The sequence below is a fragment of the Desulfovibrio piger ATCC 29098 genome, assembly GCF_000156375.1.
Classification (GTDB): Bacteria; Desulfobacterota; Desulfovibrionia; order Desulfovibrionales; family Desulfovibrionaceae; genus Desulfovibrio; species Desulfovibrio piger.
Map to the genome: position 1 here is coordinate 282549 of NZ_DS996355.1, position 12825 is coordinate 295373.

Genomic DNA, 12825 nt, shown 5'->3' on the forward strand with positions numbered 1-12825 from the left:
TATTCCTTCGGCTGCTCATCAGGCCCGGCGCGCCGCCGCCGGACGACGCCCCACGCGGGGGCGTTTCGCGATTAGATCTTGCGCAGGGCCTCCCACTGTTGCCACAGGCGGGCGGCCAGGAGTGCGACGCAGAGCCCGAACACGGCATTATCCGTCATGACCGCTTTGGGATCGACGATCTCGGACGTGGCCCCGAGCTCTTCCATCTCCAGGCCGCTGAATGCCTCGGGCACCAGATCGTCCGGCACATTCGTTACGGTGAGTTTTATTTTCATTTTCTATCCTTTACGTCTTCGCTCTGCCGTTTCTCCACGGGGATCGTCCGGCTGTAGGTGAAGGCCCCCAGCTTAAGGGTGACGGTCACGTCGTCTTTGCCGTCGGGGATGTGGACGGCCTCGCCCCGTTCAAGTGCCCACAGGATGCCCACAGCCCCCAGCAGGAAGGAAGCGCAGCAGGCACCGGCAACGCTTAGGGTCGCGGCAATGCCGAACAACAGGGGTTTGTGGAACACGGACGATAGCAGGCAGTTGATAACGACGACGACCGCGGACAACGCTATGGCGTTGCACCAGAAGGATATGGCCCCGCTCATGGCTAGGCCCTTATGTCGCGATCCAGTTTTTCGCTGGGGGCGAAGACCACCACCCGGCGGGCGGGGATGGTCACGGCCTCGCCGGTGCGGGGATTGCGTCCCATGCGGGCGGCGCGATCCTTTGTTTTGAGCTTGCCCAGGCCGGGCAGGGGCACCTCGCCGCCTGCCGTCAGTTCCTGGGCGGTCACGTCCTTCAGGGCCTGAAGCACGGCCTCCACGTCTGCCTGACACAGGGAGCGGCCCAGATGGATACGGCTCCGTTCCGTCACGTTCCTGACCAGATCTTCCTTCGTCATGTTTTCACCTCCTACAGAGCGGCCATATCCAGCGGAATGGCCACATATTTGCCGTGGGCGTCGCGCTCGTACACGCGCACATACGCTTTGCTGTCCAGGATTTGCAGGCTGTCGCCGATGGCCTGCATGGCCCGCTGCCAGCGGTCGTCTTCGATCTTGTGGCGGCGCAGGCCCAGGATGGCGTTGGTGTTGATGCGGCCTTCCTTGTTGATCTGGAAAGCGGCCTCCACGATGACCCGCAAGGGGGAGGGGCTGTCGCGGCTCCATTCCTCCAGGCATTCGTCGATAAGGGCCTTGGCCGCCCGCAGCCCCTCGTCGAAGCCGATGCTCTCATTGTACTGGCGTTTGATGCGGTAACGGCCGTCGAAAGACTGGAGCGTGATATTGCCCTTGTCCCCGCCCAGCTTCGCGCCGTAACGTTCGGCGGACAGTTCCACGAAGGCGGCGATGTCGCCCATCAGCTCCAGCTTGAGCGCCTTGAGCTCCCGCTGCATGGCCTTGACCTTGGCCACCTTTTCCCGCACCAGCTCGTCGCGGGCTTTGTCGATTTCCTTGATCTGCTCCACGGGGATCAGGCAGCCGCGCGCGTCTTCCCAATAGCCGTCGGGGATGGTGATCTGTTCCATGTCGTTTCTCCTTGTTTAACCGGGGAAATGGGGGGTGTTAGGCAGGTCATGCACATGGAAGCGCGGCAACGCCCCGGCCCCTGCGGGCGGCAGCAGTTCCTGTTCCAGATGGCGGGCCTGCGCGGCATGCGCCCGCAGATTTTCCTGCAACATACGCAGGAAGGCCCGCTGTTCCTCGCTGACCTGCCCGGCCAGCACGTCGATGCTGGCGGCGCACGATTCGATGTCCTGACTCAACATGTCGTTTCCTCCGTGAAATTTGGGCAGTTCCGGCACTCCCGCCACTGGCGGAGCGCGTAGGGGTTGGATGTGGGCATGGGGGTGGCGCGCCGCCCGGCGCATATGTCCTGCCCCCAGGGGCCGCCGTAGACCGGGCAGGGGCTGGCCAGCACGCGCAGGATGCGTTCCTCCATGCGGGCCGTGCTGCCCGGATATTTGTCATGGTAGAGCAGGGACAGACTGGCCCTGGCCACGCCCAGGCGGCGGGCCGTGGCGGCCACTCCGTGGGCGGCTATGGCCTCGTGCAGCAGATGGCGGGCTTCCTCACGCATGGGCGGCCTCCAGCGGAAAGATCTTGCCCGTATTGCGGTCGGTGACGCACTTTTCCGCCCGGTTGTAGGCCGGGGCCAGGGGGCCGGTGTTGGCCTCGTCCCGCAAGAAATAGGCGCGGGTGCGGGCCGTCCGGCCCAGGATGCCCGCCCGGAACAGGGCACGGCAGTAATTACGCAGGTTCTCCCCGGCATTGCCCTCGTCGCCGTCGCACACGGTCTGCATCAGGCTGTCCACGGTGAAATGGTCGGCCATGCGCATGACGCTCCAGGCGCGCTGCCGCAGGGTGCGCCCGGCGCTGGTGGCATTGCGCCCCTTGCGTTGACAGGGGATGAATCCACCGTCCGCCAGAAGATTTTTCCCGGCCCTGGTCAGTGCATGCAGGCCATTTTCCGTGTGGATCAGGCCCTTGTGCCGCAGGCAGCGGCAGGCCACCATGACGCCGGGGGTACGGGCATCCAGTTTTGCCGCCAGCTGCCGGGTGAGCAGGGGAGCGGTGGTCAGCTCGCGCAGGATTCGTTCGGCCAGTTGCATGGTCTACCTCGCTTTCACGGTCTTGGCCGTGCGGCTCTGCCAGTCATGGGTCAGCGCCACGCCCGCGAACTGCGGCACGTCCAGCTGGCCGGAAAGGCCGTTGGTGGCGGCGATGCGCTCGATATTGGCCAGGATGTTCAGCACTTCGCGCATGCGTCCGCCGGACAGGCGCAGCACCTCGGCCGTCATGCCGGGCGAGAGCTGGTAGTCGCACAGCTGCTTGCAGGCCAGCGCCACGTCCGCCGCCGAGCAGGGGCCGAACTCCACCACCTGCGCGATGCGGCTGCTGATCTGCTTGTGCCGGGCAATGGAGCGCTGGATCTGTTCCATGCCTATGAGGATGACCGTCACCTCGGCCCGGTCGGAGAAGTCGCGCACCTTTTCCAGCACGGCGGCATTGGACGACAGGGTGAACTCGGCCTCGTCGATGATGATGGGGCACTGACGTTCCACCAGCACGCGCAGGCAGCGCTCGAACAGGGCCTGCGCCGTGCCGCGCCCGTCGATGTTCAGGGCCTTGCACAGCTCCACCAGAAAATACTTGGGCGTCCAGTCCACGTTGGCGCGCAGATACACGGCCCCGGCTTCCTCGGCCCAGCGGTAGACGATGTGCGACTTGCCATAGCCCGGCTGGCCATGCACCAGCATCATGCCCGCCTCGGCGGCCCCGCGCTGCTCCACGGCTTTCACACCGGCGGCGAAACGGGCGTAGTTTTCTGTTTTGACGAAGGCTTTTTTCATTCCATCCTCCCAATAGGTTGCGCTGCCCGCGCATGGCGGGAAAAACGCGGTTTCCCCGCCTGCTTGGGCGCGGGTGTCCGCTCTCGCGTCCACCTGCGGCCCTTTCTTGCGGACCGCTCTAGGCTATGCCCTCGGCGGCATAGAGGTCTTTCAAATCGGCGTATTCCTCGCCCCGGCGGTAGTCGCGCAGCCAGGCGCTGTCGGCATCCGTCCGGGCATCGGGGTTGTGCATGAGCCAGCGGTAGCGCTCATGCGTACAGGCAAAGAGGGGCCGGACCGGTACGGGTTCCGGCGTGGGCGTCACGTCCGTGATGGTGATGGTCTCCACGGCGGCGGCCGGGGCCAGAGCCGGGGCCGTGCTGTCGGCACAGCTGACGGTAGTGGCCGTGTCCGGCCCGTTGTCCCTGCTTTCCGGCAGGACGATGGTCGCGCCGGGGGCCACACGTTGCAGCTTGGCGTCCAGCCGCTTGACCTGTGCCCGTGCCCGCTTCTCGCGGGCGGCTTCCACGCGGCTCTGCTCGAAATAGGGGCGCGAGTTGCCTTCCAGCGTGGCCTCGCAGATGGGCCGTCCGTCCAGCGTCCAGCACCAGACGCGACCGGCATCCCAGATGTCGTACCGGACTTCCACGGCCTCCCCGTGGAACTCCGCCAGCTCAGGCGCGTAGTAGCGGCCGGAATAGAATTGCAGCCAGCCGTTGCGGGTGACGCGGCGCGCGCCCGGCATGAACAGCTCGGCCTCCATTCCCTGCGGTACGCGCACCGGTGTGAAGCCCCGCGCCGTGAAGGTCTGCCAGTATTCCTCCGGGCTGTAGTGGCGCAGGCGGCCCTGCGCGTCCCGGTAGCGGGGAAGTCCCCGGTGCGGCGTGGTGTTGTATTCCTCCACACGGGCCAGGATGTGGCGCTTGAACTCTTCCCAGCTAGGCAGCACGGCCCGCTTGCCCGTCTTGAGGGCGGCCCGCGAGAGCTTGAAATTGCGGTGGGCCGCGTCCCCGTCCATGAGCGCGCCGGTATAGCTGGTCAGCCCCTGCGCCGCCCGTACCCAGAGCGTCTTGACCGCTCGTTCCATAAGGCCCTTGCCCTGCGGGCGGCCCGGTATGGCATTGGTGGGCGTGATCCCCAGACGAGTCATCATGCCCGTGCGGTCGTCCAGCAACAGACGGTTGACGTAGCCCGGCCCGCCATCGCTGTAGAACAGGGCCGGGACGCCGCCGTAACAGCAGGCCATGCGCAGGGCGTCCAGCACGGTCAGGGCGCTTTCGGACAGGGCCACGGAGATGCCCACGCAGCGGCGCGTGGCCACGTCCAGGATGGCCGTGATTTCCGGCTTGAAGGGCTGGCCGTGGTCAGGGTGCAGCACCTCCGCGTCAAAGGTGGTGCCGTCCGCCGTATAAACATCGGTGGGCCACAGCTCAGAGGTGTCGCGGCGCTGGTAGGGACGCAGCTTCAACAGGGCATTGCCCGTGGCCCGTCCGGCTTCGCGCTCAGGCTGGCTCATCTTGGCCAGCAGGCGGCGGCAGGCATGGACGCTGGGTGGCAGTTCGCCGCGCTGGCGCATGGCCCGGCACAGCTCGGCATGGGCCAGCGCCACGGTGGGGTGCTGCGGTTTCTGGTAATGGAAAAGAAATTCGGAGGCCCACGCGGGGGCCTTGGCTGCCGTGCGCTTGGGCGCAAGGGCCGCCTCGCCGCCAGCCAGATAATCGGCATACCAGCGATAAAGCGTGCGCGTGGTCAGGCTGTCACCACGTCGGCGGGCAAAGGCCACAGCCAGCTGTTCCGTGAGGACGGGCGACAGCTCGCCCATCCGGGACGACGTGACTAGGTGCGCCACGGCGGCCTTTTTGCCTACCAGAGGCGCGATGCGGTCCAGCTCGCGGCAGAAGGCCAGACGGGCCGTCACGATGGCACGTTCCCGGTCGGAGAGGGCCGGACCGTTCCCGGCGGTGCCAATAGGGGCACAAATATTGCTGCCAATAGAAGCGCAAGCCGCGCTTTCCTCTATGATGGCAGCAGGTTGGCGCAGCAGCGCCGAGGCCAACCTGTCCCGTATCTCCGCAGGCATGGAGGACACCACCCACAACTTGCCGCCGCCCCGGCCAGCACGGGGCAGGGCCTGCCAGCCCTCACGCTTGGCGCGAATATGCACACTTTTAACGGTAATCCCTAAATAGTGTGCCAGCTCCTGCGTGCTGTATGTGGTGGCAATGGTGTTCACGTGGTATGTCCCTGTTAGTTATCAGAGGTTCTGGGGTCACACAGGTATTTTTCCGGCGCGCCGTGGGTACGCAGCCAGTCCAGCACCTTGGGGCTGTGCAGTTGCCCCGACAGCGTCCGGTAGACAGCCACACTAGAGATGCCCAGCTGCCGGGCCAGTGCCGCGCCGCTCAGGCCCTGCGCGTCCAGCACTTCCTGCAAACGGCGGCGGTAGGTGGCTCGTTTGGCCCCCAGGGCCATCTTTTGGGCATAGGTCAGGCTCATAGCTCGTCCTCCAGCTTACGCAGCTGTCTTTTCATCTTCTTTTGCTGGATCAGGGTGCGGGCGTATTCTGCCAGCTTGCGGTCTTCCTCGGTCATGATGTCCATGCCTACGCAGCGCAGCATGACTCGCAGCGGCTCCGCGTTGCGCGCCGCCGCGCAGAAGGCCAGCAGCGCCAGGATGGACGGCGGGTGCGAGGAATCCGAGGGCGAGAGCATCTTGTCCAGCGTCGCCTTGCCGAAGGCCGCCGCGTTCCCCTTGGTCAGCTTCACGCCCGCCAGCACGGCCAGCTCATTCATCATGTCCGGCAGCGCCTTACGGCCGTCACAGCCCGGGGCTTTAGCGGCCTCACGCATGGCGGCCTTGATGGCCGGAATGGCCCCCGCCAGCGAGGCGTAACCGTCAAAAAGTGATGCTTGTTTCATGCTGTCCTCGTGGTCCGTTTTCGTTTCCGGCAGCCAGCGCGTCACTGGCCGCCGGTGGGAAATCAGCTCAGGCAAGGATGGCCAGCTTGCGGAGGAATTGCCGCATCTGGTTGACCGAAAGCAGGGCCTCCGCAGGCGTGCTGCCGCGCCCGTCTACGAAGAAGCGTCGCTCGCCGCGCAGGTCGAAGTGGGCGTGAATCTCGTACTTGCCGCTCCGAGGCGCGCCGGGGACCTGCATGATGGTGTAGTCATAGTCCCCGAAGTAGGCCCTCAGCTCTTCGCGGGCGCTGTCAAAAAACTTCTGCACGCGGCTGGCGTGGGTGTAGAAAAGGCCGAAGGGCGAGGAAATATGGTCAGGACAATGGCTGAGGGGGTGGTCGGACAGCAGGTCCGTGGAGCTGATTGCGCTCATGGCATTTCCTTTTCCGTCCATGACGTGGCTTGAGGTTGATGCTTCGGTCCATTTTCAACGTCCACCGAGACGTTGACCGGGAGCCCGCAGGGCGTTAGTTTCATTTGTGCGTGCAAATATAACTTCCCACGCCCCTTTTTTCTTTCTTTTTGAAAGAAAAGTCAACCCAAAATGAAGGTAAAACTTCTTAGTTTTACTTCTTTATGAAATATTATTATTTCCTAATGGGTTATAGAAACAGGGATGGCAAGTCGTGGGGTAAAAGTTCTTAAGAGAAAGTTTTACCTATGAGTAGCTTTGGCGAACGGTTAAAAAAAGTACGGGGAGGGCTGACACAAGCCGAATTTGCGGCCCTTTTCGGCATTCCGCAAGTAACATTGGGAAATTACGAAAGGGGAAGGAATGAGCCCCGTTTTGATTTTATCAAGCAAGTTTGCTCTCGTTTTGAAATAAATGTCGAATGGCTTCTTTTTGGGACGGGAGACAAACAAGAAAGCATGGGGCATTCTCCCGCTCAATCTAGCTGTGATGTTGATCTGATTATGATCCCGATGGTTGAGGCCCGGCTTTCTGCGGGGCAGGGAAGCCTGCAAACAGACGGCAACAGTGAGCGATCCTATGCTTTCCGTTCGGACTTCCTGCACAGGAAGGGGAACCCGGACAACATGGTGCTCATGCGGGTGTCCGGTGATTCCATGCAGCCGGAGATATTGAACAATGATGTAGTATTGCTGGACCAGTCGAAGACGGACATTCTTCCTGGCCGTATCTATGCGGTGGGGTTCGAGGAGGCGATCTACCTCAAACGGGTGGACATGCTGCCTGGCAAGGTCATCCTGAAAAGCGCCAATCCGGCATATCCGCCTGTGGAGCTGGATATCCGCGATCAGCAGCGCGACGCCTTCCGCGTCATCGGGCAAGTTCTCTGGAGCGGCCGGGAATACTGATAGAAAGCTGTTCGCCAGCTGCCAATAAAAGCGCAAAAAACGCGCGAACGTGTGCAAAAAATGATGCACGTTCGCGCGTTTTCGTTTTTGGGCCTCTGCGCCCGAAACTCCTTGACCTTCGCGGCCTTACGCCCAGGTGACGGCCTTGGTCCCCACTGCCAATATTATCGCTCCCCTAGTCCTTCTACGTTTCTCGCTATCTCCCTAGAGCACCTGGTCTGCCTCATTTCCACCAGACTCCCTTTTTCATCAAAAGGGAGTCTGGTCATTTTGGGTACATTCAGTACAAGTAGTCATCAGGAAAAAGGTTCTTAGCCTGAAGGAGTCCTAAGGTGAGAGATGAAGTGGATACCGAACAAATTGCGCAAAAGTGGCTGACCGAGAAGCAGGTAAGTGTTTTGACGGCAATGAGCCTTTCGACACTCCGTGCCCACCGTTTTAAGAGGTGTGGTTTACCCTACACGAAATTTGGGAAATCTGTTCGCTATGCCCTAGCTGATGTCGAGGCATTCATGACGGAGCACAAAATTTTTCCTGCAACTGGAAATCCATAGTTGTAGATCCCCCTGAGTCGTGAACGGTGAACTAGCCCAGCGAAGGAGAAACCATCATGAGAGATCTGTACCCCCCTTAACCCACCACTCGAGTCTCTGGATAGCTATCCTACATATATCGTAAGAAATTTTTCCCCTTTCACTCTTTAGCACGGATTGAGTCCTGACTGCTGCTCTTTAAAAATTGAATAGGGATTTCAAGGAACTGTTTTAGTAAGAAATAAATTATAGTTACCTATAGGAGAATACAATGCTGCGTGATAAGGATTATGAGTTTCTGAAGTTTGCCTTTTTAAAGGAATTTATTCTAGATTCCGCAAGACATATTGAGTCTACTTGCAATCCGTATCGTACTGTTTTTGATGATATAACCTATTGGCGTAAAAATGCTTTTTCCTATGTGCATTACATGAATGGTTATGATAAGGAAAAAAATTTCTACAATAACTGTATGGCTTATTATGAATGTGAATTGTATCAAGCATTACTTGAAGCACTTAAGTCAATGGGGATTAGCAGTTCCTCAATATTCGATGTTCATAAAATAAAAGGAACTGCTGTAATCGATGACATCTTAACTAGGAATTATGATGCATATCGATACAAACCTTATAGCCTTAAAAAGATAGGCTGTTTTGAATATAAAAATAAACTAATGCAGTATTCTGATGAGATCGAAGATACTATATTTGGAAAAATAAAAATATACTATGTTAAGTATGAATATAAAAGTGAAAATAGTATAAAGCGCTTGTGGATTCCAGCAATGCATGCATTATAAAGGCAAGTTATAGGTCTACTTCCTCTACCAGCAACCTGCCTCAATAAAGAAAAGATTGAAAAAAATGATACTCAGACAATCATATTTTTTGCTTCTAGTGAAGTTGCGTTAGAATGGTGCCTCATTGATAAAAAATATAAGTTACTCGATGACGGTAAATGTATAGTCTCTGGTATATTCGATGACAGGCACTATGAGGATGTAGATCTGAAAAATATTCTGCGCGGGAAGAAAGTTGTTTTGGTTGCTTCTCATGAAGATGAGCGTCTTGATGGGTTGAAAAATATCATCAAGGTACTTGAGGACTCAACTTACTTGTATATTTACCCTTGGCTCATTACAGAATTGCCCTATTCAAGAGAGGATTTCCACAGTAACAGCATCATGTACGCAAGAGCTGAAAAGAACGACTACTTTTCAAATTTGGAAGATCCAGCCCTGCTGCTGAAGAAAATCGAGAGGGAGGCTCTCTCCGTAGATGAGTACAAGAAATGGAGAAAGGCCATCACCACACCTGAGGTAGCTCCCGGAGGGGCTTCTGGGGAACTCTGCTTGGCCTCTATGAGCGAAATAATGGCTACGAGACAGATGATGCCTAAACAGCCACTGTCTTGGGAGAGGCTGTTTTCTCAGTCGTCGTATGTCATGCTGTGGGGGCCAACCAATTCCTACAAATCTCACGTTACGGCCAAGATCGCCTGTGGGCTTGCTGGAGGACATGAGGTGTTTGGCCTCAGCACAATGGGGAAACACAGGGTAGCCTACTATGATGGAGAAAACGATGAAGAGGCACTGTGCGAAATCATTGCCAGGGTCGGAGAAAACTCCTCTCTCGAAAATCTCCTGTTCCAGAAAGCCCATATGAACCTCCTCAAGAACAAGGAGAAAATCTTTGAGGACTTACGCAGGCAGAACGTTGATATCGTCATTATCGACAACGTCAGCTCGCTAATTCCTGAGGCGACACATGGAGGAACAGGATTTTACACTGACTTTGCCGAAGAGCTGAAGAAACTGGGGATTGCGATGCTGCTCGTCCACCATGCCAACAAAACAGGGCAAGCTCGTGGAGACAACACGCTGGAAAATCTGTGCAAGACGATTTTCTACGTCAAGACTGTCGGTGAAGGCGACCTGGAGAATGTTGACGACTGTTTCTCGAATCCAGTAAGGCAGGCTCTTCAAAAAGGAAATGCTGTGGTCCAGTTGTCCGTGAAAAAATGGAAGCAGGGGGCATGGCATCCTACTCTGATGCTGGAACATGATGAGAACACACAGCGCTTTGAGCTGCTTGCAGGCACATGGGAAAAAAGAGCTCCTGGGCACTTCGAGCAGCCGATAAACCCTGATACGGAAAGCACTCCCAATTCCCGTGAGCAGGTAGTCAAAACTCAGCAGGAGATGGGCAAGGATGCCTCTCTTTCCCCTGATGCCAACAAGGTGCTGAAGGCAGTTGAAGAAGGGATATCCGTGAGCAGGCAGGAGATCGAGGATGTCACAGGACTGAGCAAGAGCAAAACGATTCAGTGCCTCAGCAAGCTGGTTTCAGAGAAAAGACTGGCAAAGTGCGGTCAAGGCAAGGGGACCTACTATACCCCGATTACCCGCTAACCCCACTGGGAAACAGCGCAGTTGAGCTATAAAACCCCCTTGGGAGGTTAGAGCCCCCAAGGGGGTTTTCTGGTTTCTTCCGTACCAATTTCGCCTGAATGAGGCCGAACTGTGGCGAAAATTTGGAGATGCTGTCTCCGTTTACGCTTCGTTTGCGTGCCCAATGCGTCGTAAATCAAGCGAATAATTTTCTATTTTCTAAAAAAGATGATATATTTCAATATGATAATCTAGTATGCCTGGGGAGAAATAATTTTCTGTAAAGGACACTTCTGAAACTCCTCTTCGCCTGGTGCTCCTGTATTCCATCTGCTGCTGAGATAGGCTGGTCTTTTACCCTTCCGATGCCTTGGGAGGATAGCGACTTTTCCTGGCCATGTGCTTTCCTGGATTCTCTCTACTCCCTCAACCAACACTAACCAGACTCCTCCGGAGGAGCACGAGAGAAATATTGCTAAAACGGGACTTGCAACACCATTGCATTGAGGGAGGAATAGCACGCTTTTTGATTTAAGGAAAACGTGGTATGCCCGAGGCATAGAGTGTGCAGGATTTGTGGTATCCCCTAATTGGGGGGATGGTTCACGGAGCTTCCTCATCCAGGAGACGGAGAGGAGAAAGGTATTTTGTTCGCATCTGCACCCAGCTCGACACATGGAAAAAATTTCAGGTAGGCAAGCGAGTAGTCTGAAACGGCGCAGACATGGCTGATTATATCTTGAAGCTCTTTGAGAAGGGGTGATTTAGCTTTCCGCTAGGGATACGGAGATCCCTCAAACTTTGTACAGGGAAGAAGGGGAAAAGCGTAATCCCCTCCGAGGGAAGGTAGAGTTTTGGGGGAGTTAAGAAATATCTCTCACTATTGCTGGTGTAGAGCCTAGTATATTTTATGTAATAATGGAGGATATAGTGAACTACTTGTATGGATTGCTTTATGTCATAGCTGTATATATATTTAATTATATTCTAATGAATAGTGACTTTTTCTCGATAAATATTTTTATAATGAGTTTGTATATAAGTCTTGTTTCGATATCTATATTTATGATGTATCGGCACTATTCAGAGGTGCGCGCAATCTGTTATTCATCTTTAACGAAGGTAAGATTTTTTAGCACGATAAAAATTATTGCTTTAGCCTGTGTATCAAGTGTTACTGCTATTTTTTACTGTGTAAATATTTCTTTGTATTCATGCAATGTTGTTGATGATTGGCGTGTGGCGGCTTGTCTTCCAATTATTTTGTTTGTATCTACAATGGTATGTCACAAATTTTATAAAGAGTGGGGAAAACGGTCAAAAGCTATTCAAAAATCAATAATTTCCATTGCCTGTATAAGTGCCTTGATTGTCTCATGTATATCTGTTTCAAGTTTTTATAAGATAAATGAATCCTTTAGTGAGAAAGAAAAATCGCTTATTTATGAAACTATAAGAGATTTAGGTTTTTCTTCTATTCTTTCAAATGTAATACCTTTTTATGGAATATATTCCGATATAAAAGTTTATAAACGGTATTCTGATCTTGAAGATGGTAAAAGAAAGTACAATCCGTACTATACAACATTCGGAGATGTTAGCACTGCTGCGTGTACGCTACCTAAAAAATCGTCTTTTATTATATTCATCAAAAGAATTGTTGTCTTTTTCGATGTATTTTTTAATTGGCTGGCTAATCATCTTGGGGGATTTGGACTGTGTATAATGTTTATCCAGGAGTTTTTAGGTGAGTTTTCTTTGGCATCTATATACTGTATACAGTTGATGTTATGGTGCGTTCCGTTTGGCTCTGTCCATAAAAAATACTGCGAAGTCTACGGTAAGGATCCAGTATCTATTAAAAAATTTTATGTAAGTAATATAAAGGTTTTTGTGCTTATATATTTTTTTGTATTTTCTGTATTGAATATTACACTATTCTCTTGATGATTCAGGCGAGAATCCTCCGTTTTTTTACGATGGATGCTGCTGAATATATGAAACAGCTCAAGGCCGCGTGGACTTTTTTTAATTTTCGTGAGCACAACTTTGTGAGGGGGAGGGATTCATATTTTATATTCATCTATTTGAAAATACATAATATATTTATTCAAATCTTGTGTCCTGCTAGAAATTTTTCGAGGTGAACATTCGGGAAAGAAAATGGCTATGCCTGGAAATGGATTCTACAAAACCATTGCATTGAGGGAGGAATAGCACGCTTTTTGATTTAAGGAAAACGTGGTATGTCCGAGGCATAGAGAGTGTAGGATTTTGTGGTATCCCCTAATTTTTAGGATGGTTCA

Annotated in this window: 17 protein-coding genes and 1 other RNA gene; 5 read left to right on the top strand and 13 right to left on the bottom strand. The window is 54.6% G+C overall.

Annotated features, from left to right (window positions below; all coding sequences use genetic code 11):
• Window positions 1-5 precede the first annotated feature (5 nt).
• The 13 genes from DESPIG_RS13150 to DESPIG_RS04730 form a co-directional block, all read right to left on the bottom strand.
• An RNA gene (locus DESPIG_RS13150) (hammerhead ribozyme type II) lies at window positions 6-71 on the bottom strand.
• Window positions 72-275 carry a hypothetical protein gene (locus DESPIG_RS04675; protein ID WP_006005615.1) on the bottom strand — a complete coding sequence of 68 codons (204 nt, stop codon included), beginning with the start codon at window positions 273-275 and terminating at the stop codon, window positions 72-74.
• On the bottom strand, window positions 272-592 hold the full coding sequence (locus tag DESPIG_RS04680) for a hypothetical protein (RefSeq protein ID WP_006005617.1): 321 nt from the start codon (window positions 590-592) through the stop codon (window positions 272-274). The genes DESPIG_RS04675 and DESPIG_RS04680 overlap by 4 nt, the downstream gene beginning before the upstream one ends.
• A 2-nt stretch (window positions 593-594) precedes the next feature.
• Window positions 595-888 (bottom strand): HU family DNA-binding protein, encoded by a 294-nt coding sequence (locus tag DESPIG_RS14335; protein ID WP_006005619.1) that lies wholly within the window; start codon window positions 886-888, stop codon window positions 595-597.
• Between the two features lie 11 nt (window positions 889-899).
• The gene (locus tag DESPIG_RS14340; RefSeq protein WP_006005621.1) at window positions 900-1514 is read right to left on the bottom strand and encodes a DUF3164 family protein; all 615 of its coding nucleotides are present in this window, start codon (window positions 1512-1514) and stop codon (window positions 900-902) included.
• 15 nt (window positions 1515-1529) lie between these two features.
• Window positions 1530-1754 (bottom strand): hypothetical protein, encoded by a 225-nt coding sequence (locus DESPIG_RS04695; protein ID WP_006005623.1) that lies wholly within the window; start codon window positions 1752-1754, stop codon window positions 1530-1532.
• Window positions 1748-2065: a hypothetical protein gene (locus DESPIG_RS04700; RefSeq protein ID WP_006005625.1), complete on the bottom strand. Its 318-nt coding sequence runs from the start codon at window positions 2063-2065 to the stop codon at window positions 1748-1750. The genes DESPIG_RS04695 and DESPIG_RS04700 overlap by 7 nt, the downstream gene beginning before the upstream one ends.
• The gene (locus tag DESPIG_RS04705) at window positions 2058-2597 is read right to left on the bottom strand and encodes a hypothetical protein (protein WP_006005626.1); all 540 of its coding nucleotides are present in this window, start codon (window positions 2595-2597) and stop codon (window positions 2058-2060) included. Before DESPIG_RS04705 ends, DESPIG_RS04700 begins: the two co-directional genes overlap by 8 nt.
• Window positions 2598-2600: 3 nt before the next feature.
• The gene (locus DESPIG_RS04710; protein ID WP_006005629.1) at window positions 2601-3338 is read right to left on the bottom strand and encodes an AAA family ATPase; all 738 of its coding nucleotides are present in this window, start codon (window positions 3336-3338) and stop codon (window positions 2601-2603) included.
• A gap of 118 nt (window positions 3339-3456) precedes the next feature.
• Complete coding sequence (locus DESPIG_RS04715; protein WP_006005632.1) at window positions 3457-5550, bottom strand: Mu transposase C-terminal domain-containing protein; 2094 nt, start codon at window positions 5548-5550, stop codon at window positions 3457-3459.
• A gap of 14 nt (window positions 5551-5564) precedes the next feature.
• Window positions 5565-5813, bottom strand: a complete 249-nt coding sequence (locus tag DESPIG_RS04720) for a helix-turn-helix domain-containing protein (RefSeq protein ID WP_006005634.1) — start codon at window positions 5811-5813, stop codon at window positions 5565-5567.
• Window positions 5810-6235: a hypothetical protein gene (locus DESPIG_RS04725; protein ID WP_040369273.1), complete on the bottom strand. Its 426-nt coding sequence runs from the start codon at window positions 6233-6235 to the stop codon at window positions 5810-5812. Before DESPIG_RS04725 ends, DESPIG_RS04720 begins: the two co-directional genes overlap by 4 nt.
• A gap of 67 nt (window positions 6236-6302) precedes the next feature.
• Window positions 6303-6647, bottom strand: a complete 345-nt coding sequence (locus DESPIG_RS04730; protein WP_040369274.1) for a hypothetical protein — start codon at window positions 6645-6647, stop codon at window positions 6303-6305.
• 287 nt (window positions 6648-6934) lie between these two features.
• On the opposite strand from DESPIG_RS04730, the gene DESPIG_RS04735 reads away from it, so the two are divergent.
• The 5 genes from DESPIG_RS04735 (at window position 6935) to DESPIG_RS13645 (ending at window position 12466) form a co-directional block, all read left to right on the top strand.
• Entirely contained in the window at window positions 6935-7594 is a 660-nt protein-coding gene (locus tag DESPIG_RS04735; protein ID WP_040369275.1) for an XRE family transcriptional regulator, read from the top strand.
• Between the two features lie 332 nt (window positions 7595-7926).
• Window positions 7927-8148: a helix-turn-helix domain-containing protein gene (locus DESPIG_RS13155; RefSeq protein ID WP_081446820.1), complete on the top strand. Its 222-nt coding sequence runs from the start codon at window positions 7927-7929 to the stop codon at window positions 8146-8148.
• 250 nt (window positions 8149-8398) lie between these two features.
• On the top strand, window positions 8399-8929 hold the full coding sequence (locus tag DESPIG_RS13640) for a hypothetical protein (RefSeq protein WP_006005643.1): 531 nt from the start codon (window positions 8399-8401) through the stop codon (window positions 8927-8929).
• Between the two features lie 240 nt (window positions 8930-9169).
• Entirely contained in the window at window positions 9170-10540 is a 1371-nt protein-coding gene (locus DESPIG_RS04740; RefSeq protein ID WP_040369277.1) for an AAA family ATPase, read from the top strand.
• A 909-nt stretch (window positions 10541-11449) separates the two neighbouring features.
• Window positions 11450-12466, top strand: a complete 1017-nt coding sequence (locus DESPIG_RS13645; protein WP_147589081.1) for a hypothetical protein — start codon at window positions 11450-11452, stop codon at window positions 12464-12466.
• Window positions 12467-12825: the final 359 nt, after the last annotated feature.

Coding starts and splice junctions, on each gene's coding strand:
- DESPIG_RS04675 (WP_006005615.1), bottom strand. CDS start 275: ATGAAAATAAAACTCACCGTAACGAATGTGCCGGACGATCTGGTGCCC.
- DESPIG_RS04680 (WP_006005617.1), bottom strand. CDS start 592: ATGAGCGGGGCCATATCCTTCTGGTGCAACGCCATAGCGTTGTCCGCG.
- DESPIG_RS14335 (WP_006005619.1), bottom strand. CDS start 888: ATGACGAAGGAAGATCTGGTCAGGAACGTGACGGAACGGAGCCGTATC.
- DESPIG_RS14340 (WP_006005621.1), bottom strand. CDS start 1,514: ATGGAACAGATCACCATCCCCGACGGCTATTGGGAAGACGCGCGCGGC.
- DESPIG_RS04695 (WP_006005623.1), bottom strand. CDS start 1,754: ATGTTGAGTCAGGACATCGAATCGTGCGCCGCCAGCATCGACGTGCTG.
- DESPIG_RS04700 (WP_006005625.1), bottom strand. CDS start 2,065: ATGCGTGAGGAAGCCCGCCATCTGCTGCACGAGGCCATAGCCGCCCAC.
- DESPIG_RS04705 (WP_006005626.1), bottom strand. CDS start 2,597: ATGCAACTGGCCGAACGAATCCTGCGCGAGCTGACCACCGCTCCCCTG.
- DESPIG_RS04710 (WP_006005629.1), bottom strand. CDS start 3,338: ATGAAAAAAGCCTTCGTCAAAACAGAAAACTACGCCCGTTTCGCCGCC.
- DESPIG_RS04720 (WP_006005634.1), bottom strand. CDS start 5,813: ATGAGCCTGACCTATGCCCAAAAGATGGCCCTGGGGGCCAAACGAGCC.
- DESPIG_RS04725 (WP_040369273.1), bottom strand. CDS start 6,235: ATGAAACAAGCATCACTTTTTGACGGTTACGCCTCGCTGGCGGGGGCC.
- DESPIG_RS04730 (WP_040369274.1), bottom strand. CDS start 6,647: ATGAGCGCAATCAGCTCCACGGACCTGCTGTCCGACCACCCCCTCAGC.
- DESPIG_RS04735 (WP_040369275.1), top strand. CDS start 6,935: ATGAGTAGCTTTGGCGAACGGTTAAAAAAAGTACGGGGAGGGCTGACA.
- DESPIG_RS13640 (WP_006005643.1), top strand. CDS start 8,399: ATGCTGCGTGATAAGGATTATGAGTTTCTGAAGTTTGCCTTTTTAAAG.